This is a genomic window from Desulfoplanes sp. PS50, from assembly GCF_053851535.1.
The window spans coordinates 110470-132151 of the sequence record NZ_JBSPZA010000003.1; the positions used below are offsets into that span (position 1 = coordinate 110470).

Genomic DNA, 21682 nt, shown 5'->3' on the forward strand with positions numbered 1-21682 from the left:
CGGAGGTTCTTTGATGATCACAAAGAAGATGTACATAAACGGCACATGGACCGAATCGATCTCCGGCGAGCGGATCGGCATACTCAACCCCTGCAGCGGGGAGACCATCGCCTCTGTGCCCACGGGCAACCGCGAAGACGCCCGATTGGCCATCAAGGCCGCCAGAAAGGCCTTTGAGGACGAATCCTGGGCCGGACTGACCGCCACGGCACGCGCAGAAATGATCTACAAGCTGGCCGATCTGATCAAACGGGATGTGGAAGAACTGGCCCGGCTGGAAACCCTGAACACGGGCAAGACCGTGGAGGAAAGCCGCTGGGACATGGATGAGATAGCCGGCATTTTCCGCTATTACGCCGGTCTGGCGGACAAGGATGCCGGCGAGGTCATCAGTTCGCCCTTTGCCAACACCTCGAGCATGGCCATCCGCGAACCCGTGGGTGTCTGCGGCCAGATATCCCCCTGGAACTACCCCCTTTTGCAGGCGGCCTGGAAACTGGCCCCGGCCCTGGCGGCCGGATGCACCGTGGTCATGAAGCCAAGCGAGATCACCCCGCTGACGGCCATCAAGACGGCCGAACTGGTCGAAGAGGCCGGCTTTCCGGCCGGGGTGGTCAACGTGGTTCTGGGTCCCGGTTCCAGCGTGGGTGCGGAATTGTCCGAAAATCCCGATGTGGATCTGATCTCCTTTACCGGAGGCATCGATACGGGCAAGCGGATCATCAAGGCGGCCAGCGGGAACGTGAAAAAACTCGCCCTGGAACTCGGGGGGAAGAATCCGAACATCATCTTTGCGGATGCGGATTTCGACACCGCCCTGGACTATGCCCTCAACGGGGTCTTTTTCCACGCCGGACAGATCTGCTCCGCAGGGGCGCGCATCCTGGTGCAGGAAGAGATCCACGACCGTTTTGTGGACGCCCTCAAAGAACGCATGTCCCGGATCGTCATCGGTGACGGCTTTGGCAAAGATACCCAGATGGGGCCGGTCATCTCGGCCGAACATCTGGCATCCATTGAACAGTACGTATCCATTGCCACAGAGGAAGGGGCCAATCTGATTCTGGGCGGAAAACGCCCGGACGATCCCGAGCTGCAATCCGGCTTCTACTACCTGCCCACCCTGTTCACCGGCTGCACCGCGGATATGCGCATCGTCCGGGAAGAGGTCTTCGGGCCGGTCATCAGCGTGGAGAAATTCACCACCGAAGAAGAGGCCATCCACCTGGCCAACGATACGGTCTATGGGCTTTCCGCCGGTTTCTGGACCCGGGATCCGGACCGCATCTACCGCGTCTCCAGGGCCCTCAGATTCGGAACGGTCTGGATCAACGACTTCAACATCTACTTTACCCAGGCCCCCTGGGGCGGGTACAAGCAGTCCGGAATGGGACGCGAACTGGGAAAAACCGGTCTGGAAGAGTATACGGAAATCAAACACATCTACCAGAACCACGCCACCAAGCCGATGAACTGGTTCGGTTGCTGAACACCACCCGGCCAGGGATGGGGTCGACCACGTCCCTGGCCGGCTTCCAGCGATCCATATACCCTGTAAACACGTTTTTTCCGGACATCATTGCCATTTTTTTCTGCGGTCCAAGATAGCCGAGATGCCCGGACCCTATTCTCAAACCAAGGAGGTCGTATGTTTACCAATGCCAAACTACAACTCATGGGGATCATTGTATGTGCTTTTGCCATGGTCCTTCCCGGATCGGTCATGGCTGAGACCAAAAAACCGATCAAGATCGCCAGCGTCAGCTGGACCGGCGTTACCGTGAAAACCGAACTCGCCGTCAAGATTCTCAACAGCCTGGGCTATGAGGCAGAAAATCTCATGGTCTCCGTGCCCATCGCCTACAAGGCCATGGCCTCGGGCGAGGCGGAGTTCTTCCTGGGCAATTGGATGCCCACCCAGGAAACCATGGCCAATGAATATTTCAAACAGGGCACGGTCATCAAGTCCGTGGCCAATATGGTCGATGCCAAGTACACCCTGGCGGTACCGTCCTATTGCTATGAAGCCGGGCTTCGGGATTTCAACGATATCCACAAGTTTGCGGACAAGCTGGAGAACAGAATTTACGGGATCGAGGAAGGAAACGACGGCAACCAGGTCATCTTGAAGATGATCAACAACAACATGCACAATCTGGGTGACTTTGAACTCATCCCGTCCAGCGCGGCCGGAATGCTCTCACAGGTCCAGTCCTTTGTCCGGGACAAAAAATGGATCGTCTTCCTGGGCTGGTCCCCGCATTACATGAACAAGGTCATTGACATGAAATACCTCTCGGGAAGCAACGGGGAGACCTTTGGCCCCAACGACGGAACCGCGACAGTCTACACCAACTATCGCAAGGGATTCGACAAGGAATACCCCAATGTGACCGCATTTCTCGAACAATTCACCTTCCCCATCTCCATGATGAACGAGATCATGACCATGATGTTCAAGGACGACAATCTGCAGCCCGCCGAGGCAGGTATGATGTGGGTCAAAGCACATCCCGAGATATACCGGAAATGGCTCGACGGTATCACCACGGTGGACGGCAAACCCGCCCTGCCCGCCTTTGAAGCCGCGCTGAGGTAACATTCAGGCTGGAATGACGCTGGAAGGCACACAAGACCCGCCTTGTCCGTTTTCGGGCAAGGCGGGTTTTGTGTGCGTTTCTCTGATCCTCTGCCCCTTGAGCGAAGCGGCAGTAGGGTCTGTTGGCGTTGCGGGTGCCAACCCGCATTGGATGATCAACCGGGAAATGCAATCCCCCAGGATGATCCCGACGAAGGAGCATTGACGGGTGTGCCAGCCCCGCCCCTGGAATCAACCACCACGAAATCTCCGTATCCTGCAGGAAGGACCAGAGACGGGATGAGATTGCGGTCCATGGATTGAACCTCCTTGCGAACATACGAGCCCAACTCGCTAATATGTACCCTGCCGTCTCGGGAGGTGTCGGCAAAAAGCCCGGCCCCGAGTCCCTTGAACAGGGCGTAGGCGAACGGGGAACAAGGGATGCCCGGATAGTCCAAGCCCGTCTGCTGACCTCCCCGGGTGGCCGAGAGCATGGCAACCCCGAGATCCCTCGCCCTGCGCATGATCCTGGTCATATTGAGGGGGCCGCTGTGGGCCAGATCGCAAAGCACGAAGGGTCGCGCCTTGAGTTCGGCGAGACGTTGCAAAATGGTTTCGATCTCAAGAACACTTTCTTTCTGGAATCCGCCCTGTCCATCTGAACGGGCATCCCGTGGCAGAAAAACCACTCGATCCTCCGGTGTCGTCACCCCTTGTCCCACCAGCATGACCACCACGGTATCGTCAGGCCCGGCCTTTTCCAGACCGGCCAGGGCATCCTCGATATGTTTTCCCGTCGGCGACTTGCCGTGATCGTCACTGACCAATGTCTCCTGCACCTCCCCGTACCCCTTGCCCCTGAAGGCCTTGAAGGTCCGACCGACCATGTTCACATCGGTGGGGGGCATGGACAGATTCATGGGTGCCACGGTATCGAGCGTCCCCACCCCCACTCCAAGATAATAGAGATCGCCCGGGGATGATCGGGCCGGGTCCGCCTCCCCGGCTACCGTCGCCTGGATCTCGGCAACAGAATGTGCCCCCTGCGTTCCCACGGCAACAAGACCAATGGTGTTCTTTCCGGAAGCAAGGGTCACAGGAAGGTTGTTGCGGCCACGAGCGAACCTTTGTGTAGTATCGGTGATCACTCCGTATCCATTGATCCGGACCCTGATCCTATCCAGAGGATCCTCCCGGGTATCCAGGGAAAAGAGAAGCGAGGTCCTGGGAGATTGGAGAACAGCTCCGTCCCTGGGAGTGAGGATCTCGATTTCCGGAGGACGATGGCGGTTCAAAAATGCCGCCGAGATCAAAGGTGCGTCCTTTTCAGCCACCTCTGGACCTTGAACGCCAACAATCAACGTGGATCTCAGAATATCCGGCCGATAGAGCGAATGTCCGAAAGATACCACCGGTACCGCCTCGGGGATACCATCTCCTTGCACCGGCAGCAGACACCGAAGCAGCGACTCTCCCAGGGGCGAGCAATCAAGATATCCCGTCGGGGTCCAGGCAATCCATTCGAGATCGTCTGTAGCGAGTATCGTGGCCAGCAGTTCACCGGTCTTGAGGTTCCAGAGCCGTACGGTCTGATCCAGGGAACCCGAAACAAGCCGGGTCCCGTCAGCAGAAACGGCCAGACAGGTCACCGCTCCGGTATGTCCCTTGAACTCGAGAACCTTTTCTCGATCACGAATCCGGTACATACTCAGAGAGCCATACCCGCCGCCACTGATCACACAGCTTCCATCCGGGGTGAGGGAGGCCGCGCAATGTTCCTTTCCATCCTCATAGTTTCTCAGAATCTGAATCAAACAGAAATCCTGATCATAAACCTCCAGGAGACTTCCAGAACTCTCGGCTCCAACCCGGCGGACCATGCGATATCGACCAACCTGCTCAATGGACCCGTTTGCCGCCGAAGGGATCCTGGTCGGAAGCAAACCGGGATAACCGTTCTCCTGAAAACGCAATACAAGACCTTCAGGTTGCGCCGGGGAATCGTCCATGCGGGCCGGCATCCCTGAAGGGGTCGTTTCGGTGGTCCAGAAAATCCGATCCCCCTTGGCTCCGAAAGCAACCGATACAATGGACTTTCCCTTCCCGGCGAATCGGTGAACAACCCTTGTCTGCCGCGTATCCCACAGATAGACGATGCGGTCCTCCCCCGCCGTGGCAGCAAGCGAGGTGCCCGGAACAAACACCCCGCAGTCCACCCCTTTGAAATGTTCGAGAAACAATGTCTGCATACGACCGGATTCCCGATTGAGGATCATGCACCGGGCATTTCCCTCCCCCATGCTTCCGGTCGTCACAAGAAGCTCGCTTCCTGCAGGATTGAGGGACAGACTCAATACCGGAACATCCCCCACATTCAACTGGCGGACAAATCGCATGGTGGAAAGATCCCACTCGCGGACACTCTTGTCGTATCCGCCCGAAACAAGAACCCTCCCGCCCGACGATACCGCCAGACAGGCTACCCGGTCCGTATGTCCCTCGAGCTGACCGATATTTCCGCCCGCATCCAACCCCCAGGCCACAATACGCCCATCATCACCGCCGGACACAAAACGCCTGGAATCGATCCAGGCCAGCGAACGGACCGCGCCCGTATGACCGGAAAAACTGTGCACAAGGACGTTTTGATCCATATTCCATACCCTGACCACCCCGTCTCCCGATCCTGAGGCCAAAAATTTTCCATCGGGCGAAAAGGACAGGGTATAAACCGGACTTGGTGCGTACGTCAGGCTTCTGACCAGTCGCCCCTCGGGCATGGTCAATAGCAGGATCTTCCCCACAGAGACATCTCCGGCCTCCTTTCCCATCCATCCGCCAACGGCCACGATGCGACCGTCAGGAGCAAGATCCAGGGCAAAGACCGCGCCCTGCTGTCCGCCTTCCGCAGGCAGAGGAATCATTTTCAGGCAGCGATTGCGGTCCAGATTCCATACACGCAGGGTTTTATCCTGACTTCCCGTGACCAGAAATCGTCCGTCTTCCGAGACATCCATGGCCCGGATGGGGGCGGTATGCCCTCCGGTATCCGGAAGCATGCGGATTTCATCCCGGGCCCGGGCCGAACACGGCACACTCACGGCTGCCCACACGCAGATGGCGATCACGGTCAGGAGAACTTCACGGACACTGACATTTTTCCCAGCCATGCTCATCCCTCACCCTCGATATGCATGCCGATGGCCCGGGCAATGGACAGCACCGCCTCCTGCCTTTCACTCGCCCAGACCGCGTTCTGCACCTCCCACCAGTATGGCTCCACCCCGATCTCCCGGGCCCGGGCAATCATGGACAAAATGTCCGCTTCGGGAAGCGGGGTGCTGTCCAGCAGGATTCGAACCCTTTCAACAAGCACCTGTGCGACCTGATTGGCGGCATGCATGTTTTCCGAGAAAAATCCCCTGATCCAATGTTTGGCCTGTTCCGGGAAAACCCTGTCACCGGTGATCCACAACCAGGCGAGTCCCGGAACAAGGGGGCCGGGGTGACCAAAAGGTGTCTGCTGACCTTCCCCAAAGGTCTCCATCAGCCAGCCCCGTTGCCCGGCCAGATCGATCAATCGCTGCTGCTCAGCGGATTCAAGCTCCCCGGCAGCCTGCCAGGCGAGATACCCCCAGGCCCTTGCATGCATATCCCCGGGAACGGCCAGGGCGTTCTGACCATCCTCGAGACGAAAGGTCTGGTCGTGCGATCCATACGTGCAGACCAGATTGCTTTTCTGAACCTGTCCGGTGCGTTTCCAGACCACCTTCAGGGAAGCCCTCCACCCGTATTCATCCCCGCGTTTATTGACCAGAAAGAGATCCACTCCCGGCCATGAGAGTGTGTCGCGACCCAGAGTCGTGAGCATGCCTCCCAGCCGGATCGCATCCATGCGTCTGGGAAGGACCATCTCCTTCCAGATTCTGACTCCGTCCTCCTTGGAGGGATCGTTGGACCGGGCCTCCTCGAGAATCTCCAGAAATCCCGACGAAACATCCTCCCCGCCGGTGGCCACGAGAAGCTCCAGGGAGCGCAGCGCACAGGCCAGGGCATTGACCGGTTCGATACGCCCGATGTCGTCAAAGAACCAGGCGCAACTGGCGAAACTGGCCAGGGACCAGCACTGCATGGTCAATAGAGACAAACATTGCTCCTCCTGGCCACGCCCCCCGGAGGAACAATGTTTATCCAGAAAAACGGCAGCGTCCCGCCCTCCGGCCAGGACCTCGCCATAATCCGCAAGTGCCTTGACATGATCGGTAAAAAGCGGTTCTGCCGTGCGCCGATAGTGATCCTCAACATAGTACCTCAGATAATTGAGGGCCCGTCGCAGGGGTTGTCGCCAATGCTGCTTCCACCCGGGATGACCACCGTCGGTACACCCGCAATCGCTTTTCCACCGCTCCACGCCGTGGATGCAGCTCCAGGAGGAGGGCTCGTGCAAAATCACGGACTGGGAGGGTGGATGCTTCTCCAGCCAGGCAGCGTAGTTGGTCAGTCCGTATCCGTTGGCATCTGTCCTGAAACGATAAATGGCATAGGCAAGGGCCATCTCCCCAAAAGTGAAATGATGGCCGTAGGATTCCCCGTCCGTGGCCAGGGAACACAGGCCCGAACCGGCCTGCTCGGCAATGCGCCGGAAAAAGACCTCGCCGTCGGCCAGAAGTCGCTCAAAGGCCACCGCCCTGGACAGGGGGCCGTTATAGAAAAAGACGGCAATGGTCCTGCCTGAAGGCAGATTGACCCGGTAGGGAACGGATGTATCCAGAGTGGTTTCATCCACCCCGAAAACGTGCCGCCCTTCCAGGGTCGCCAAGGCCTTGGCCTGATGCGGGGCAAGGATGGTGAATGTGATCCGTGCCCTGGCCAGGGCCTCGAGGGTCGGGATATCCACGGCGGTTTCGGCCAGCCACATGCCTTCGGGAAGACGGCCGAACCGGGACTGGAAATCCTGAATGGCCCAGGCGATCTCGATCTCTTTGTCCGGGTCCGTTGTCAAAGGCATGATGGTGTGATGATACACTTGAGCCAGGGCGTTGCCGTGCCCCAATCGCTTGAGACTCAGCCTGTCTCCCTCAAGTATCCGGCTGTAGGTGGTCGGGGCGTGGCGTTCCATCCAGGTCAGCAGCGTCGGTCCGAAATTGAAACTGATCCATTCGTAACAATTGATGATTTCGACCACATTCCCCTGATCCATACGCCGGGCCCAGGCCAGGGGGGAATAACACTCCCTAGCGATGCGCTCGTTCCAGTTCAGGTACGGGGCCGCACTCGCCTCGGCGAAAAATTCCTCCACCCAGGGGTCAAGCCGGGGGGGTTGATAACAATGCCCATGTATGCACACATAACCTGCCATATTCACTCCGGTTCTCGTATTCGTCCAGCAATCACACAGTCTGCAGGCGTCACAAACCAGGCTCACTGAACGAGTCAGGGATGTCAGAATATCTTGTATCCGAATCCTTATATCTTCTCGCGTACATCGTTGCCCGCTTCAGGGCAATTTTTTTCTCATGCAAGTACCTGAAATATAATGGCCGGCTTGCCCCGCTCAGGGCGGTTTGACTGTCTGAGCGAGCCAGGCATCGTTCATCAAGCCGTTGCCTGACATCTTGCCCGTACGACTTGTTTTTATTGAGCAACGGTTTGATGGTACGAGGCCGGCGAGAGAGTTTCAAACCGTCCTGAGCGGGGCAAGCCGGCCATGACAAGAAATCAGTCCTGTTGCCCGCTTCTTCCATTTGCCTTTACGGACAAAACCGGGCAAGTAGCAACCCGTTTTCAGGGGGTATTTCCCCACTACCTACCCGCTGGACTTCCAGGGAGATCCCATGTCCATTCTAGCCGCTTCCACCAGTCTTTCCAGATACCGCATTGTCGAAGAGATACCCCGGGACCTTTGGGCCGAGGTCAACGACAGATTGCGCAAATTCGCCTTCCGGGACATTGACGAGACAGCTGACGAACGATCCTTCGGCTGGGTGTGCTTCGACGATATGCTCGACGAACAATGGGCCACCGCCCCACCGGAAAAGGGTCACTATCTCGCGTTCAGTCTGCGTATCGACACCCGACGCATCCCGGCAGCAGTCCTGAAAAAATATCTTCAACTGGCCATGAACCACCATCTGGAGCTGATGAAGGCCCAGGGCAAGAAATTTCTCACCAGGGATCAGAAGACCGAAATCAAGGAACAGGTCAAACTCCGACTCCGGGCCAGGATTCTGCCCATCCCCGCCTATTTCAATGTCATCTGGGATACGGATACGAACAGGGTCTACCTTGGAAACACCACAGACAAGGTCAAGGAACTTTTCGAAGAGTTGTTCACCAAGACCTTCGGCCTGAATCTGGAACCGCAGACACCTTTTTTCAAGGCGCTGAGCTTCATAGGACCTGAGCGCCTCGATGAACTGGAGAGTCTGGAATCAACCATTTTTATCTAGGGACACTCCCTGGATGGAGTTTTTCATGGATATCGATCTTGAACGCGCAGTAGAACAGGGAGCACGCATCGGCCAGGATTTTCTGACCTGGTTGTGGGCGACCAGTGAACAGCACCAGGGAATGTTTCAGACCCCTGACGGCGAAAACTTTCTCCTGATCGTGGAACAAAGGGTAACGGTCCAGGGCGGCGAGGGAGAAGGCAAGGAGACTGCCGTATGCAGCGGTCCCATGGCCGAACTCAGGGAGGCCCGGGTGGGCCTCAAAAACGGCAAAAAGGTCGGTCAGGCCAAATTGCGCATCGAGCATGACGAAAACGTCTGGCAGGTCCAGGTCAATGCCGAAAATTTCGCCCTGACCGGACTGAAGACCCCCAAAGTGAATACCCGGGTGGAAGAAGGGGATGATCCCGATGGTATCTTTCTGGAAAAAATGTATCTGATCGAAAAATGCCTCGAATATCTCGATGTGGTCTTTTCCCAGTTCCTTTCCCATCGTCTGAGTCCCCAATGGTCCGAAGAAATGGAGCGCATCCGGACCTGGATACAGGCTGCCTGATTCTATTGCCAGGGTGAAAACTCTAGGGTATCGGGACGGATCAAACGTTGTGAATAATCTCCCTTCTGATCTGGCAAACACCGGTCAGGAATCGTGACATTTTATTCTATCACCATCATTTTCCAGGAGTAATGACAATGATTCGCTTTCTCACATTGTTTGCGACAATGATCGCATTGGTCTGCGCCGGCGCCGGTTCGGCCTGGTCAAAGGACCTCAAGGTAGGGTACATCTATATCGGACATATAGGAGACGCAGGCTGGACCTATGCCCATGATCTGGGCCGCCAGGCCATTGACACCCTTCCCGGGGTCACCACCTCCTATGTCGAGGCCGTGCCCGAGGGCTCCGATTCGGAACGGGTCATCAAGAACATGGCCCGCAAGGGATACGACCTGATCTTTACCACAAGCTTCGGGTACATGGATCCGACCATCAAGGTGGCCAAAAGATTCCCCAAATCCGTGTTCATGCATTGCTCGGGCTTCAAGACCGCTGACAATGTGGGCAACTACTTTGGTCGCATGTACCAGGCCCGCTACCTGTCCGGCATGGTTGCCGGCGGCATGACCACCGCGAACAAGATCGGCTACGTGGCCGCCTTCCCCATCCCCGAAGTCATCCGCGGGATCAACGCCTTTGCCCTGGGTGTTCAGGCGGTCAATCCCCAGGCCCGGGTCAATGTTGTCTGGACCAAGACCTGGTATGACCCTGCCACGGAAAAAGAAGGCGGCAAGAGTCTGCTTGAGACCGGATGCGACGTCATCACCCAGCACCAGGACACCCCAGGTGTCCAGGAAGCCGCCCAGGAAGCTGGCAAATACTCCATCGGCTACAATTCGGACATGTCACGGTTCGCTCCCAAGGCCCATCTGACCGCTCCCATCTGGAACTGGGGTCCCTTTTACAAGGACATGGTCACCCAGGTTCAGTCCGGAACCTGGAAGCCTGCAAGCATGTGGCCCGGTCTGGAATCCGGAATCATAGATCTGGCCCCCTTCGGCCCCATGGTTCCCCAGGATCTGCAGGCCAGGGTGCTGGCCGCGAAACAGGCCATCATCGATGGCTCGCTCAAGGTTTTCAGCGGTCCCGTCAAGGATCAGACCGGCAAGGTAGCCATCCCCGATGGCACAACTCCCACCGACGGCCAGCTTCTGGGTATGGACTGGTTTGTCCAGGGCGTACAGGGCTCAACCAAGTAACACCCAACAATCATGCTCGATATCCGCGTGCATAAACGACAGGTTCCCCTCCCCTGGTGGGGAACCTGTCTTGTTCTCGGCTCAGCCGTTCTGGTCTCCCTGATCATGAGCGCGGGCCTTCTTGCGGTGCAGGGTAAACCGGCACTGGGAGGCATTCTCCTCTTCCTCGAATCCGGATTCGGAACCAGCTGGGCCTTTGAAGACTGTCTGGCCAAGAGTGTTCCGATTTTTTTATGCTCCCTGGGCGTGGCCATTACCTTCAGGCTGCAGATCTGGAATATCGGAGCCGAAGGGCAGTACGCGCTGGGCAGCGTAGGCGCTACCTGGGCGGCACTGACCTTCCCCGGACTCCCCTGGTATCTTCTTCTCCCCCTTATGCTTGCAAGCGCCACCATATTGGGCAGCCTCTGGGGACTCATCCCTGCCCTTTTGCGCATCAAACTCCAGGTCAATGAGATCATCATCACCCTGATGCTCAATTATATCGGCATCCTTGTTTTGGAATATCTGGTCTATGGCCCGTGGAAGGATCCAACCAGCTTCGGCATGCCCATGACTCCCACCTTTTCCGACAGCGGCATTGTCGGTACCATCGGCAACACCAATGTGAGCTGGGGCATCGTCCTCTGCGTGGCCATCGGTATCCTGATGACCATTTTTCTGAAATACACCCGCTATGGATTCGCCCTCAAGGCCTGCGGAGAAAATGAACGCGCCGCCAGATATGCCCGGCTTCCCTACAACGGCCTGGTCATCATGGTCATGGTCTTTTCAGGGGCCCTAGCGGGCTGGGCAGGATTTCTCGAGGCCTCGTCCTCTCTGAACCGCCTCGAGCCGACCATCATGGCCGGATACGGCTACACCGCCATTGTCGTCGCCTGGCTGGCCCGGCTCAATCCCCTGGCCATCGGCGTGGCATCCTTTCTCCTGGCTGGACTCCGCGTAGGCGTGGAAGGCATCCAGCTCGATCTCCAGGTTCCGGCCGCCTTTGGCGGCGTCATGGAGGGCCTGATCCTCCTGACCATTCTCGCGGGCAGTTTTTTTCAGCATTACACGATTTCAAGCAGCCGTTTCAGATCAAAAAAGCAGGACGACCAGGGACGGAACAATGAATAGTTCAGCAACGACACGTGCACAGGAAGTACAGAAGTACGCAGTGCACAGTGCGCAGTGCGCAGGAAAGACGTGGGGCCCGCTTGTTTATGGATGTGTAGTGTCGTTATTCGTGGCAACCGCAATCTGCTCAAGATCTAACATCGATGCACTGCGCACTGCGTACTTCGTCCTGTGCACTGCGCACTGACCCATGAACGTTACATGCACTTCGGTCTTTAACGTATCGCCGACAACCAGTAATCCTCGGACATCGTCATCATGACCATCGATATCCTGATCCCCCTTCTGGCAGCGACCATTCAGGCCGGCACGCCGATTCTCTATGCCACCCTCGGAGAGATTATCACAGAAAAATCAGGGGTGCTCAATCTCGGGGTGGAAGGGATCATGCTTTGCGGGGCCTTTGGGGCCTTTCTGGCCGCCATGCTCACAGGCAGTCCGTGGCTCGGTTTTTTGGCCGGCGGGATCTTCGGGGCCCTTCTGGGTGCCGTTCACGGAATCGTCTGCCTCCAATTCCAGGGCAACCAGGTGGTTTCCGGCCTGGCCCTGACCATTCTGGGGACCGGACTGGCCAATTACTGGGGAACGCCCTTTGTGGGGGAGAGCGCTCCGGGATTCGCCCCTTTTTCCGTTCCCCTGCTCGGCTCCATCCCGGTCATTGGCCCCATCGCCTTTCAGCACGATGCCCTGATCTACACATCCTATTTTGTCCCCGTAGTGGTATGGTTTGTCTTCAAACACACCCGGTTCGGACTGGCCCTGCGTTCCGTGGGCGAGTATCCGGAGGCCGCCCTGGCTGCCGGAATCAATATCAAGGCCTTCCGCTGGGCAGGCGTCCTGGCAGGCGGATTTTTCATTGGTCTCGGCGGGGCCTATCTGTCCCTGGCCTATACCCATTTGTGGACCAACGGGATCACTGCGGGCCGCGGCTGGATCGCCGTAGCCCTGGTCATTTTCGCCTTTTGGAAACCCGGCAAGGCGGTCCTGGGTGCCTATCTCTTTGGTGGGGTCATGGCCTTCCAGTTCCGGCTTCAGGCCGTGGGTACCCATATCCCCTCATCGTTGCTGATGATGCTCCCCTACGCCCTGACCATCCTGGTCCTGGTCCTCTCCTCCCTCAAGGGCAGAGGATCCCAGTCACCCGGGGCCCTTGGTGTGAACATCGAACCCGCGGACTGATCACGTTTCAGCCGAATTCCTGAAGATCCCGGATCACGTCCGAAATGACGATTGTATAGGATATTCCCTATTATCTTTTATCCTCCATCATGCTGACCATGCCAACCGAAAAATATACAAAAATGTATCCGGTCTCCTGGGAACAACTCCACCGGGACGCCAAGGCCCTGACCTGGAAGATCATGAACCAGGGAAGCTGGAAGGGAATCATCGCCGTTACCCGGGGAGGTCTGGTCCCCGCGGCCATCATTGCCAGAGAGCTGGAAATCCGCCTCGTGGATACGGTCTGCGTGGTCAGTTATTCCTGGCAATCCCAAGGAGAGATTTCCGTGCTCAAGGGCGTGGAAGGAGACGGACAGGACTGGCTGATCATCGATGACCTGGTCGACACGGGCAAGACCGCCGCCGTCATCCGCAAGATGCTTCCCAGGGCCCATTTCGCAACCGTATATGCCAAGCCCCAGGGCAAGCCTCTGGTGGACACCTTTGTCACCGAAGTCAGCCAGGACACCTGGGTCCTTTTCCCCTGGGATTCGGAGCTCAGACTGGCCGAACCCATTGTCCAGCTGAAGCCCGAAAGCAAGCAACCACGACCACAGGACTCCTGAAAAAACCTCTGTCTGCACTGTGCTGCGCACACTTTGTATGCCTGATTTCACTACCTGGCCCACCACGTGTTTCGATATCCATATCGCCGGTCGAAAATGGTCACTGGAGCGCATCGCCGACCTTGAAACCCTCTGGGACGCCATGGAGGACGATGGGGATGACGACCACATCCCTTATTGGGTGGAACTCTGGCCTGCCAGCCTGGCCCTGGCCCAGTGGTTCGCCGGCAATCCCGGATCGATCCGGGGCAAACGCTGCCTGGACCTGGGATGCGGTCTGGGATTGACCGCCCTGGTCGCAGCATCTCTGGGTGCCCGGGTCGTGGCCATGGATTTCGAATGGCCCGCAGTCTATTTTGCCCGTAAAAATGCAACCACCAACCAGGTGCCGTCTCCCTTGTGGGTCCAGATGGACTGGTGTCGTCCCGCCCTTGCTCCGGCCAGCTTTGACTGTATCTGGGGAGGAGACATCCTTTACGAACAACGATTTTTTGCCCCCATTGCAGGTCTTTTTCGCACGGCTCTCGCACCCCAGGGGCGAATCATCCTGGGCACTCCCGAACGGTCGGTCACCCGGACGATATGGGGTCAGCTGGTCAAACAGGGCTGGCAGGTTCGGGAAATCGATACAACCCGTCAATCCCTGATGACCATGGACATGACCGTCAAACTCGTCGAGCTCACCCGGTAATCCCGAGGGCTGTTTATTTGTTTTTTACTCATTTTCGGTGTATCGAATCTTCTGGCCGACGAGACCGCACGTTACAGGTCGACCCACCCGAATCATTCACTGGTAAACCCTTTTGTCGCAAGGAGAACCCTGTATGGGTAAAACTATCCGCTTTGGAATTTCCCTGGATTCCGAACTCCTCGATAAATTCGACGCCCTGTGCGAAGAAAAATGTTATCAGACCCGCTCCGAGGCCATCCGCGATCTCATCCGGAACACCCTTGTGGAAGAAGAGTGGAAGGATCTGAACAAAGAAATGGTCGGCACTCTCACCCTGGTGTACGATCATCATCAGAGCGATCTGGCCCAGAAGATCACTGAAATTCAACACGAAGCCCTGGACGTGATCTCCGTGAGCATGCACATCCACCTCGACCACCACAACTGCATGGAAGTGCTCATATTGCGGGGCGAGGGCGAACATATCCGGCAGACCTCCCAGAAACTGATCTCCACCAAGGGGGTTAAATACGGCAAGCTCAGCCTCTCGACCACGGGTAAGGAAATTATCTAGATGCAGGATATCCAGAGTGGTCCTTCCCTGGTCTCCATGGCCATCGATCGGGTCGGAGTCAAAAATCTCACCCACCCCCTGATCGTTCGCGACCGGGAGCAGGGGCAGCAGCATACCGTCGCCAAGATGGACCTGAGTGTTGATCTGCCAGCCGCGTTCAAGGGAACGCATATGAGTCGTTTCCTCGAGGCCCTGGGGGATTGGACCGGAATTCTCGATTACAGCAGTTTCAAGCAATTGCTCGAGGACCTCACGATCAGACTCCAGGCCAAGCGGGCCCATCTTCATTTCAGTTTTCCCTATTTTCTGGAGCAGATCGCTCCAGTGAGCAAGAGTCCTGCCCTCATGGACTATCAATGTTTTTTACAGGGCAAGCTGGAAGACGAAACCATGGAAATGATCCTCGGGGTGGACGTCCCCGTGATGACTGTCTGCCCATGCTCCCTGGCCATCTGTGACCGCGGGGCCCACAGTCAGCGGGCCATGGTCAGGATAGCGACCCGGTTTTCAGGTCTCTTGTGGATCGAAGACCTCATCGAAATCGGCCAGCAGTCAGGATCGTCACCGGTGCACGCCCTGCTCAAACGTGAGGATGAAAAATTTGTCACCGATGCCGCCTTTGACAAGGCGGCCTTTGTGGAAGACGTCGTTCGCAACGCAGCCCAGAGCCTGGATAATCACCCCCAGGTCCAGGGATACAGGGTCGAAGTCGAAAGTATGGAATCCATCCACAACCACAGCGCCTATGCCTGCATAGAAACCATGTAGCAGGGTTCAAAGCCAGACTATTGCTCATCATGTTTATCTGTGTTAGATGTTATGAAAGATTTCAAGATCTGTTGTAACTTCGACCAGATAGCTCCTCCAAGTATTCAAAACCAGCGACCCTTGACCCAAGCAGCCCCAAGGAGGATCCCATGTCCATGGAGATTGCAGCCAGCGCCCTGAATGCCTTCCAGACCAGGCAGAATGTCACGGCCAACAATATCGCCAATGCGAACACCCCGGGGTTTACCCCCGACCGCGTAGAGATGCAGGAAAATGCGGCCGGCGGCGTTCGGGCCACGGTCCAGAAGAGTTCCCAGCCGGAGACGGGCAACGATCCGACTATGGAAGCCGTGCCCAGCTCCACGGACCTGACCCGGGAAATGGTCGAGATGATCGCAACGGAAAACGCCTATGACGCCAACGCAGTCACCCTCGCGGGCCAGGCCAGCCTTCAGGGAAGACTGATCAACGAGATGGTCTGACCGTTTCAGGTAGGTCTTTTTCGTTTTCCCCCGACCCACAACGTCAAAAACCATGCAACAGTGCATGGTTTTTGACGTTTTTTATATGTACTGCGCACCATGTGCCCCTTTATCTCTTTTCGGGGAGCACCTCCAATCGCCGCACCAGGCTGATGCCCTCTAAAGTGACCCTGGCCAGATAGGGCCAGGCCTCCACCCCAGAACGGGCCGCCTGGTAAAAGAGATCGGCAAACGCCGGATCGATGAACCCGGCCGGGGCAAAACAGCGGGCGTCCTCCCGCTGGACAAGATAGAAACAGCCGACCCGAACCCCGCTTCTTCCAAGCTCCATGAGCTCTTGAAGATGCTTGTGTCCCCTGGAGGTCACGGCATCGGGAAAACAGGCCACCTGATCTTCGACCAGGGTCACGTTCTTGGCCTCGACCCACAACTCCCCCCTGTCCCCCTCCAATCTGCCGTCCAATCGACTCTTTCCCACCCGGACTTCGGATTGAAATCGCGCATAGCCCTGGAACTCCGGGATGAGCTGATGCGTGAAACAATGTTTGAGCATCCGGTTGGGAACCAGCGTATTCACCCCGACCCAGATTCCATCCACCCGGACCATCTCCAGGGTATAGGGAAGTTTGCGCTTGGGATTTGTGGCCAAAGAGATCATAACCTCCCGTCCGGGGCGCAAGAGTCCGAGCATGGACCCTGAATTGTTCGTATGCACCCAGACATCCTGGCCTTCCAATTCCACCAGGACGCGAAATCGCTTCTCCCTCTTCTTGAATACCGCCCGCCGGCACCCGGCCGGGTTGGGCAGGGGATGGTGCTGGATATGGTCATTCATGGTGTCCTCTCCACTAATCAGTATAGACGGTTGAGAATAAATAGACAGGGCGGGCGCACCGATACAGTGGCGGACAAAAAAAGTTGGGGAATTTTCCGTCATTTTATTGACACGACCGGTTCGACTCACGTACGGCATACCAGAGAGGCTCGTACAAGAATATTTTTTGCAAGCGGAGTTTTCATGACATTGGACACTTCAGGAATCATCGGCCAGAGTCAGGCCATCCAAGAGGTCTTTGCCATCCTGGCCAAGGTCGCCCCCACAGACAGCACGGTTCTGGTCAGCGGCGAGTCCGGCACGGGCAAGGAGCTCATGGTCAGGGCCCTGCACCGGAACAGCAAACGATTTGAGGCACCCTTTGTGCCGGTCAATTGCGGGGCCATTCCCGGTGAGCTTCTGGAATCAGAACTCTTCGGCCATGAAAAAGGGGCCTTTACCCACGCCATCCGAACCCGAGCCGGAAGGTTCGAGCTTGCCGATGGTGGAACCGTCTTTCTGGATGAAATCGGAGAGATGGATTTGAGCCTGCAGGTGAAGATCCTCCGCGTACTCCAGGAACGTGAATTCGAACGGGTCGGCGGGACAAAGACCTTCAGGGCGAACGTACGGATTATTGCCGCGACCAACAGAGACCTGGAACAAGAGGTGGCCAAGGGCAATTTCAGGGAGGATCTCTTTTATCGGCTCAATGTCATCCCGGTCCATTTGCCTCCTCTCAGGGAACGCCAGAGCGACATTCCCATGCTGGCCAATTATTTCCTGCAAAAATTCTGTCGCAACCAGGAACGAAAGCTCATGAAACTCGCCGTGGAGACACAGAATATTCTTTTGGCCTACTCCTGGCCAGGGAATGTGCGAGAGCTCGAAAATTTCATGGAACGGCTGAGCATCCTGTGTGACGCGGAACGCATCGCCCCGGCGGATCTTCCGGACAAAATTCTCAAGGAAACCGGCACCAACGTTCCCGATCGACCAAAAATCCAGACTATTGCCCAGGGTTTTCATTTTCCCGCGATCAAAGACATGCAGGATCAGGGCGTGGGACTCAAGGATTTCTTCGACCTCATGGAAACCCATCTGCTCAAGGAGGCCTTGAGCATGGCCGACGGCGTCAAAAACCAGGCAGCCGAAATTCTGGGAATCAAGCGGACAACCTTGATTGAAAAATTGAAAAAAAAGAAAATTTCTTCGTGACGTGCGATCATGCGGACCCATTCTGGCGCATGTCTGCAAACCAGACCGGATTTTCGCGCCGACCGCCTGCACACTCCCTCATGAAGCAGAACCACGGGGGAATGCTTGGATAACGGCATCTTTTCACCCTGTTTTTTTTCTGATTCCCAGGGCATATGAAAGATGGTCCGGGGTGCGTCCAGGTCTGCGGTTTGAAATTTTCCTGGTTTGCACGGCAGGATTTTTTGTATCAGGTACTCACTGACCGGTATACATTTTCACCCATTCACTTCTTTGAGCCTGATTCTTGCAAAAGCCCATAATCATCACGTAACAGGTTTATTTTCTTTGTGCTAACAGGCTGACAAAGGGTTTTTACTTCAGGGAACGATTGTTCCGACCCGGAACAGGTAGATCACGGATATGTTCATCCTCTCTTGCAGATTTGGTTACCCCGATACGATCACACAATCCATACCGCCCCGGCTCGAACCGCTTAGCTCTGGCCCCGAAGCTCGTCCATGGATCACGAAAACATGCTGGACGATGATCGGAGTGTCCACATGACAGCACTGGCCCATAGAGCACCGCGTCTTCTCGCACCGCTCCTTGTCGGGATGATCATGTTCTGCTGCCTGACGGACAGGGCTTCGGGAATGACCTATTCCTGGAATCGCCATCCCCAGAAAGAACGAATAGTCTTTGCCTTTGCCGATTCCGTTCCTGCCCTGGAGGTCGCGCGAACAGGTCCTCGCAGGATCACCCTGACCCTGCCTGAATCCATCTGGGAGAAAGAGACCCGACCCGCTATCGTGGACCTGAGTGCCTCCCGGATGATCACACAAATAAGCTCTACCGGTCACCAGATGACCATTGAACTCAAGTCGCCATCTTTTGGGTTCATATATTTCCCCGATGCAGACGAAAAACAACTCATTGTGGACATTTTTCGCGATCCGTTGGGAGCAAGATGGCAGCCCCCCCAGGAGACAGGCGAGACAGAACCCCCTGTCCAGCAGGAAATACAAACAGCACCAGATCCCAACCCGCTACAGGACACCCGGCCACGGCCTCTCCGAAAAAAGATCACCTCCCCTGAACCTTCTCCACCTGCTCCCGTGGAGAATGCCCAGAAACAGCCTGGTGTTCCCCAGACCGAATCCCCAAACGGTATTGCAGAGGATACCCCGCCATCTCCAAGGCAGGCAGATCCCGGAACCCTGCGTTTCAAGGTCAAACATCAGACCGTGGAAGAAGCCCTTGGCACTCCTGCAGATCGGGACATACCTCAATCTGTGGCACAGGGCGCGGCGGATCCGTCCCAACCAGACACCAATATTTCAGATAAGGATTCTGGTCGTTCACAGAACAAGAAGCAATCATCCCAGCCGCCTCCAGGAAGTGAAACCAACGAACAGGTTACAGACAACCGGGACGATTCACCTGAATCTTTCACCGCAGATGGTAATCAGACCGAAACGCCTGGACCGGCTTTTCTTGAGAAAAATGCGACCAACGCCACGGCCGGCCCCAATTTCAAGGACTATATGATCACTGCCAAGGCTGCCCTGCAAAACGGGGAGGTCGACGCAGCGCTGGAAGTTTTCCAGGGCATGCTCAACCACCCCGAATTTCCCGATCCCCTCCGGGAAGAAAGCCTGTATCTGATCGCCGAGGCCCTGTTTCAGAAGTATCATAGCGACCTGACCCCTCATTTTCAGGAGGTCATGTCCGCCTTTCAGAGGGCGGTCAATTTCAACCCTGAATCGCAGCGGCTCCCCTCGGCCCTTTTGAGCATGGGGATGATCAATCTCAAGGTGGACAATGTTCCCGAGGCAACGGGCTATTTCCAACTTATCCGATCTAAATTTCCCAATGATTCCAACGTTCCCCTAACCTATTACTACATGGGGGAACATTATCTGGACACCAAGGAGTATCAGCAGGCCGCCGACAATTTCCAGTATGTCATCCAGAATCATCCCGACACATCCATGGTCCAGAGCTGCGCCATCGGCTTGACCAAGGCCCTCAAGGAGCTCGGTTATTTCAAGCAGGCATTCGAGATCATGGATTATGCGCAAAAACGCTGGCCCCGCTATTACATTCAGGATCCCGAATTTCTCATGCTGGCCGGGTATATTGAACTGAAAAACGATCATCCCCTCAAGGCCAAGGAAAATTTCTGGACCTATATCAATCTGACCCCTGAAGGTGAAAATGTAGACATCGCCATGGCCCGCATCGGCGACATCCATGTGATGACCGGCAAGAAACAGGCAGCACGGGAAGTCTACGAAAAAACTGCACACCTCTTTCCAGACAGGGAAGGTGGCCTGATCGCCAAGATGCGCCTGGCCGAAGAGGGGGTTTTTGACCAGCCATCCATCAGCAAAATGTTCTCTGTGTTCGACAAGCCATACAGTCTCCGCCCCAAAGAGGTATATACGCAGATCATAGAAAAATATCCCCAAAGCCCACTGGCACCCGTAGCCCGGCTCAAACTGGCCATGTGGCAGCTCTGGAGCGAAAAGTTCAAGGACACCCTGCAGACGGTTTCCGAGTTCGTTGCCGAGTATTCCAAGGACAAGAAACTTTTGCCCAAGGCGCTCGAGGTGGGAAACAAGGCCTTTTCCCAATGGATTGCCAAGGCCCTGGAACGGGACAGATATCAGGATATCATCGCCATTTGGGAGAGCTATCCCTTTCTTCATGCATCACCCGAACCCATGAGCAGATTGGCCGTAGCCACCAGCTTCTGGAAGACAGGGGATACGTCCAGGGCCCTTGATCTGGCCGAGCCCTTTCTTTCGGGAACCCTCCCCCAGGGACCGAGTTCGGGACCGGCCCTCGACCTGGTGCTGGCCATCCTGGTTCAATCCCAATCATGGCAGCAGATCCTCGACATGACTCAAGAAGTCAAGAACTGGGAGCTCTCGGACAACAGAAGACGCCAATTCGAATACACCCTGGCCCTGGCCCATGAAAATCTCGAACAAAAGGACAAGAGTGCGCCCTTATGGAAAGAACTGGCCTCTGAAATCGAACTTCCGGATTCTCAACGCGCGTATGCCCTGTATTTCATGGCCAAACAGGCCGAACGGACAAAGGATCTCGAAAACGAGTATCTTCTGGCCCAGCAGGCACTGTCCCTGTTCCTGAGCCTGCCCACCCAGGATCTGCCCAAAATCCGGGACTGTCTGAACATGCTCATCCAGACCACTTCGCGGACAGGAAGAACCCAGGAGGCACTGGGATGGGGTCTGGAGTTAGAAAAATACATAGACAAGGACGATCCTTCCTGGGCGGCACACATGTACACCCTTGCAGGTCTCTTCAAGTTGAACCGGGATATGGACATGTGGCAAAAAAAACTTACAGCCATCACCCAAACAGCTCCAGATTCCATTTACAGCAAAATGGCGGCCAGGGATCTGGAGGCGGCCAACCTGGATAAAAAAATACAATCCTTCAAATAGGGAGGAG

Annotated in this window: 17 protein-coding genes; 14 read left to right on the forward strand and 3 right to left on the reverse strand. The window is 56.3% G+C overall.

The genetic code is table 11. From position 1 onward, the window contains the following. The first annotated feature begins 13 nt into the window (after positions 1 to 13). Together betB and ACTVJH_RS02525 are read left to right on the forward strand one after the other, a co-directional pair. Positions 14 to 1489 carry a betaine-aldehyde dehydrogenase gene (betB, locus tag ACTVJH_RS02520; RefSeq protein WP_455987138.1) on the forward strand — a complete coding sequence of 492 codons (1476 nt, stop codon included), beginning with the start codon at positions 14 to 16 and terminating at the stop codon, positions 1487 to 1489. 159 nt (positions 1490 to 1648) lie between these two features. Further along, positions 1649 to 2599 carry an ABC transporter substrate-binding protein gene (locus tag ACTVJH_RS02525; protein WP_455987139.1) on the forward strand — a complete coding sequence of 317 codons (951 nt, stop codon included), beginning with the start codon at positions 1649 to 1651 and terminating at the stop codon, positions 2597 to 2599. Between the two features lie 155 nt (positions 2600 to 2754). Here the strand turns inward: ACTVJH_RS02525 and ACTVJH_RS02530 are convergent, their stop codons facing one another. Together ACTVJH_RS02530 and ACTVJH_RS02535 are read right to left on the reverse strand one after the other, a co-directional pair. After that, complete coding sequence (locus tag ACTVJH_RS02530) at positions 2755 to 5751, reverse strand: WD40 domain-containing protein (protein ID WP_455987141.1); 2997 nt, start codon at positions 5749 to 5751, stop codon at positions 2755 to 2757. A 2-nt stretch (positions 5752 to 5753) separates the two neighbouring features. After that, on the reverse strand, positions 5754 to 7940 hold the full coding sequence (locus tag ACTVJH_RS02535; RefSeq protein WP_455987143.1) for a DUF3536 domain-containing protein: 2187 nt from the start codon (positions 7938 to 7940) through the stop codon (positions 5754 to 5756). 475 nt (positions 7941 to 8415) lie between these two features. Here ACTVJH_RS02535 and rdgC point away from each other — a divergent pair, with 475 nt between their 5' ends. From rdgC to ACTVJH_RS02585, 10 genes are all read left to right on the forward strand, one after another. Continuing rightward, complete coding sequence (gene rdgC / locus ACTVJH_RS02540; protein WP_455987145.1) at positions 8416 to 9030, forward strand: recombination-associated protein RdgC; 615 nt, start codon at positions 8416 to 8418, stop codon at positions 9028 to 9030. Between the two features lie 25 nt (positions 9031 to 9055). Next, a complete protein-coding gene (locus tag ACTVJH_RS02545) occupies positions 9056 to 9586 on the forward strand; it encodes a hypothetical protein (protein WP_455987147.1) in 531 nt (176 codons plus the stop codon). 131 nt (positions 9587 to 9717) lie between these two features. Continuing rightward, the gene (locus tag ACTVJH_RS02550) at positions 9718 to 10788 is read left to right on the forward strand and encodes a BMP family ABC transporter substrate-binding protein (RefSeq protein WP_455987149.1); all 1071 of its coding nucleotides are present in this window, start codon (positions 9718 to 9720) and stop codon (positions 10786 to 10788) included. Between the two features lie 12 nt (positions 10789 to 10800). After that, complete coding sequence (locus ACTVJH_RS02555) at positions 10801 to 11904, forward strand: ABC transporter permease (RefSeq protein WP_455987151.1); 1104 nt, start codon at positions 10801 to 10803, stop codon at positions 11902 to 11904. A gap of 258 nt (positions 11905 to 12162) precedes the next feature. Further along, positions 12163 to 13083, forward strand: a complete 921-nt coding sequence (locus ACTVJH_RS02560; protein WP_455987153.1) for an ABC transporter permease — start codon at positions 12163 to 12165, stop codon at positions 13081 to 13083. A gap of 98 nt (positions 13084 to 13181) precedes the next feature. Beyond that, positions 13182 to 13691, forward strand: coding sequence for a xanthine phosphoribosyltransferase (gpt, locus tag ACTVJH_RS02565; RefSeq protein WP_455987155.1), 510 nt, complete (start codon positions 13182 to 13184; stop codon positions 13689 to 13691). 37 nt (positions 13692 to 13728) lie between these two features. Continuing rightward, complete coding sequence (locus tag ACTVJH_RS02570; RefSeq protein ID WP_455987157.1) at positions 13729 to 14382, forward strand: class I SAM-dependent methyltransferase; 654 nt, start codon at positions 13729 to 13731, stop codon at positions 14380 to 14382. Positions 14383 to 14515: 133 nt separating this feature from the next. Then, positions 14516 to 14935: a nickel-responsive transcriptional regulator NikR gene (gene nikR, locus ACTVJH_RS02575; protein WP_455987159.1), complete on the forward strand. Its 420-nt coding sequence runs from the start codon at positions 14516 to 14518 to the stop codon at positions 14933 to 14935. Further along, positions 14936 to 15703: a GTP cyclohydrolase FolE2 gene (gene folE2, locus ACTVJH_RS02580; RefSeq protein ID WP_455987160.1), complete on the forward strand. Its 768-nt coding sequence runs from the start codon at positions 14936 to 14938 to the stop codon at positions 15701 to 15703. 149 nt (positions 15704 to 15852) lie between these two features. Beyond that, positions 15853 to 16185, forward strand: coding sequence for a flagellar basal body protein (locus ACTVJH_RS02585; protein ID WP_455987162.1), 333 nt, complete (start codon positions 15853 to 15855; stop codon positions 16183 to 16185). Positions 16186 to 16294: 109 nt separating this feature from the next. Here the strand turns inward: ACTVJH_RS02585 and sfsA are convergent, their stop codons facing one another. Next, entirely contained in the window at positions 16295 to 17020 is a 726-nt protein-coding gene (sfsA, locus tag ACTVJH_RS02590; protein WP_455987164.1) for a DNA/RNA nuclease SfsA, read from the reverse strand. Between the two features lie 183 nt (positions 17021 to 17203). Between sfsA and ACTVJH_RS02595 the strand changes: the two genes are divergently transcribed. After that, positions 17204 to 18217 (forward strand): sigma-54 interaction domain-containing protein, encoded by a 1014-nt coding sequence (locus ACTVJH_RS02595; RefSeq protein ID WP_455987166.1) that lies wholly within the window; start codon positions 17204 to 17206, stop codon positions 18215 to 18217. A gap of 500 nt (positions 18218 to 18717) precedes the next feature. After that, positions 18718 to 21675, forward strand: a complete 2958-nt coding sequence (locus ACTVJH_RS02600) for a tetratricopeptide repeat protein (protein WP_455987168.1) — start codon at positions 18718 to 18720, stop codon at positions 21673 to 21675. Positions 21676 to 21682 lie beyond the last annotated feature (7 nt).

Coding starts and splice junctions, on each gene's coding strand:
- ACTVJH_RS02570 (WP_455987157.1), top strand. CDS start 13,729: ATGCCTGATTTCACTACCTGGCCCACCACGTGTTTCGATATCCATATC.
- ACTVJH_RS02545 (WP_455987147.1), top strand. CDS start 9,056: ATGGATATCGATCTTGAACGCGCAGTAGAACAGGGAGCACGCATCGGC.
- folE2 (WP_455987160.1), top strand. CDS start 14,936: ATGCAGGATATCCAGAGTGGTCCTTCCCTGGTCTCCATGGCCATCGAT.
- rdgC (WP_455987145.1), top strand. CDS start 8,416: ATGTCCATTCTAGCCGCTTCCACCAGTCTTTCCAGATACCGCATTGTC.
- ACTVJH_RS02555 (WP_455987151.1), top strand. CDS start 10,801: ATGCTCGATATCCGCGTGCATAAACGACAGGTTCCCCTCCCCTGGTGG.
- ACTVJH_RS02585 (WP_455987162.1), top strand. CDS start 15,853: ATGTCCATGGAGATTGCAGCCAGCGCCCTGAATGCCTTCCAGACCAGG.
- nikR (WP_455987159.1), top strand. CDS start 14,516: ATGGGTAAAACTATCCGCTTTGGAATTTCCCTGGATTCCGAACTCCTC.
- ACTVJH_RS02600 (WP_455987168.1), top strand. CDS start 18,718: ATGGATCACGAAAACATGCTGGACGATGATCGGAGTGTCCACATGACA.
- ACTVJH_RS02535 (WP_455987143.1), bottom strand. CDS start 7,940: ATGGCAGGTTATGTGTGCATACATGGGCATTGTTATCAACCCCCCCGG.
- ACTVJH_RS02525 (WP_455987139.1), top strand. CDS start 1,649: ATGTTTACCAATGCCAAACTACAACTCATGGGGATCATTGTATGTGCT.
- ACTVJH_RS02550 (WP_455987149.1), top strand. CDS start 9,718: ATGACAATGATTCGCTTTCTCACATTGTTTGCGACAATGATCGCATTG.
- sfsA (WP_455987164.1), bottom strand. CDS start 17,020: ATGAATGACCATATCCAGCACCATCCCCTGCCCAACCCGGCCGGGTGC.
- ACTVJH_RS02530 (WP_455987141.1), bottom strand. CDS start 5,751: ATGGCTGGGAAAAATGTCAGTGTCCGTGAAGTTCTCCTGACCGTGATC.
- ACTVJH_RS02595 (WP_455987166.1), top strand. CDS start 17,204: ATGACATTGGACACTTCAGGAATCATCGGCCAGAGTCAGGCCATCCAA.
- gpt (WP_455987155.1), top strand. CDS start 13,182: ATGCCAACCGAAAAATATACAAAAATGTATCCGGTCTCCTGGGAACAA.
- ACTVJH_RS02560 (WP_455987153.1), top strand. CDS start 12,163: ATGACCATCGATATCCTGATCCCCCTTCTGGCAGCGACCATTCAGGCC.
- betB (WP_455987138.1), top strand. CDS start 14: ATGATCACAAAGAAGATGTACATAAACGGCACATGGACCGAATCGATC.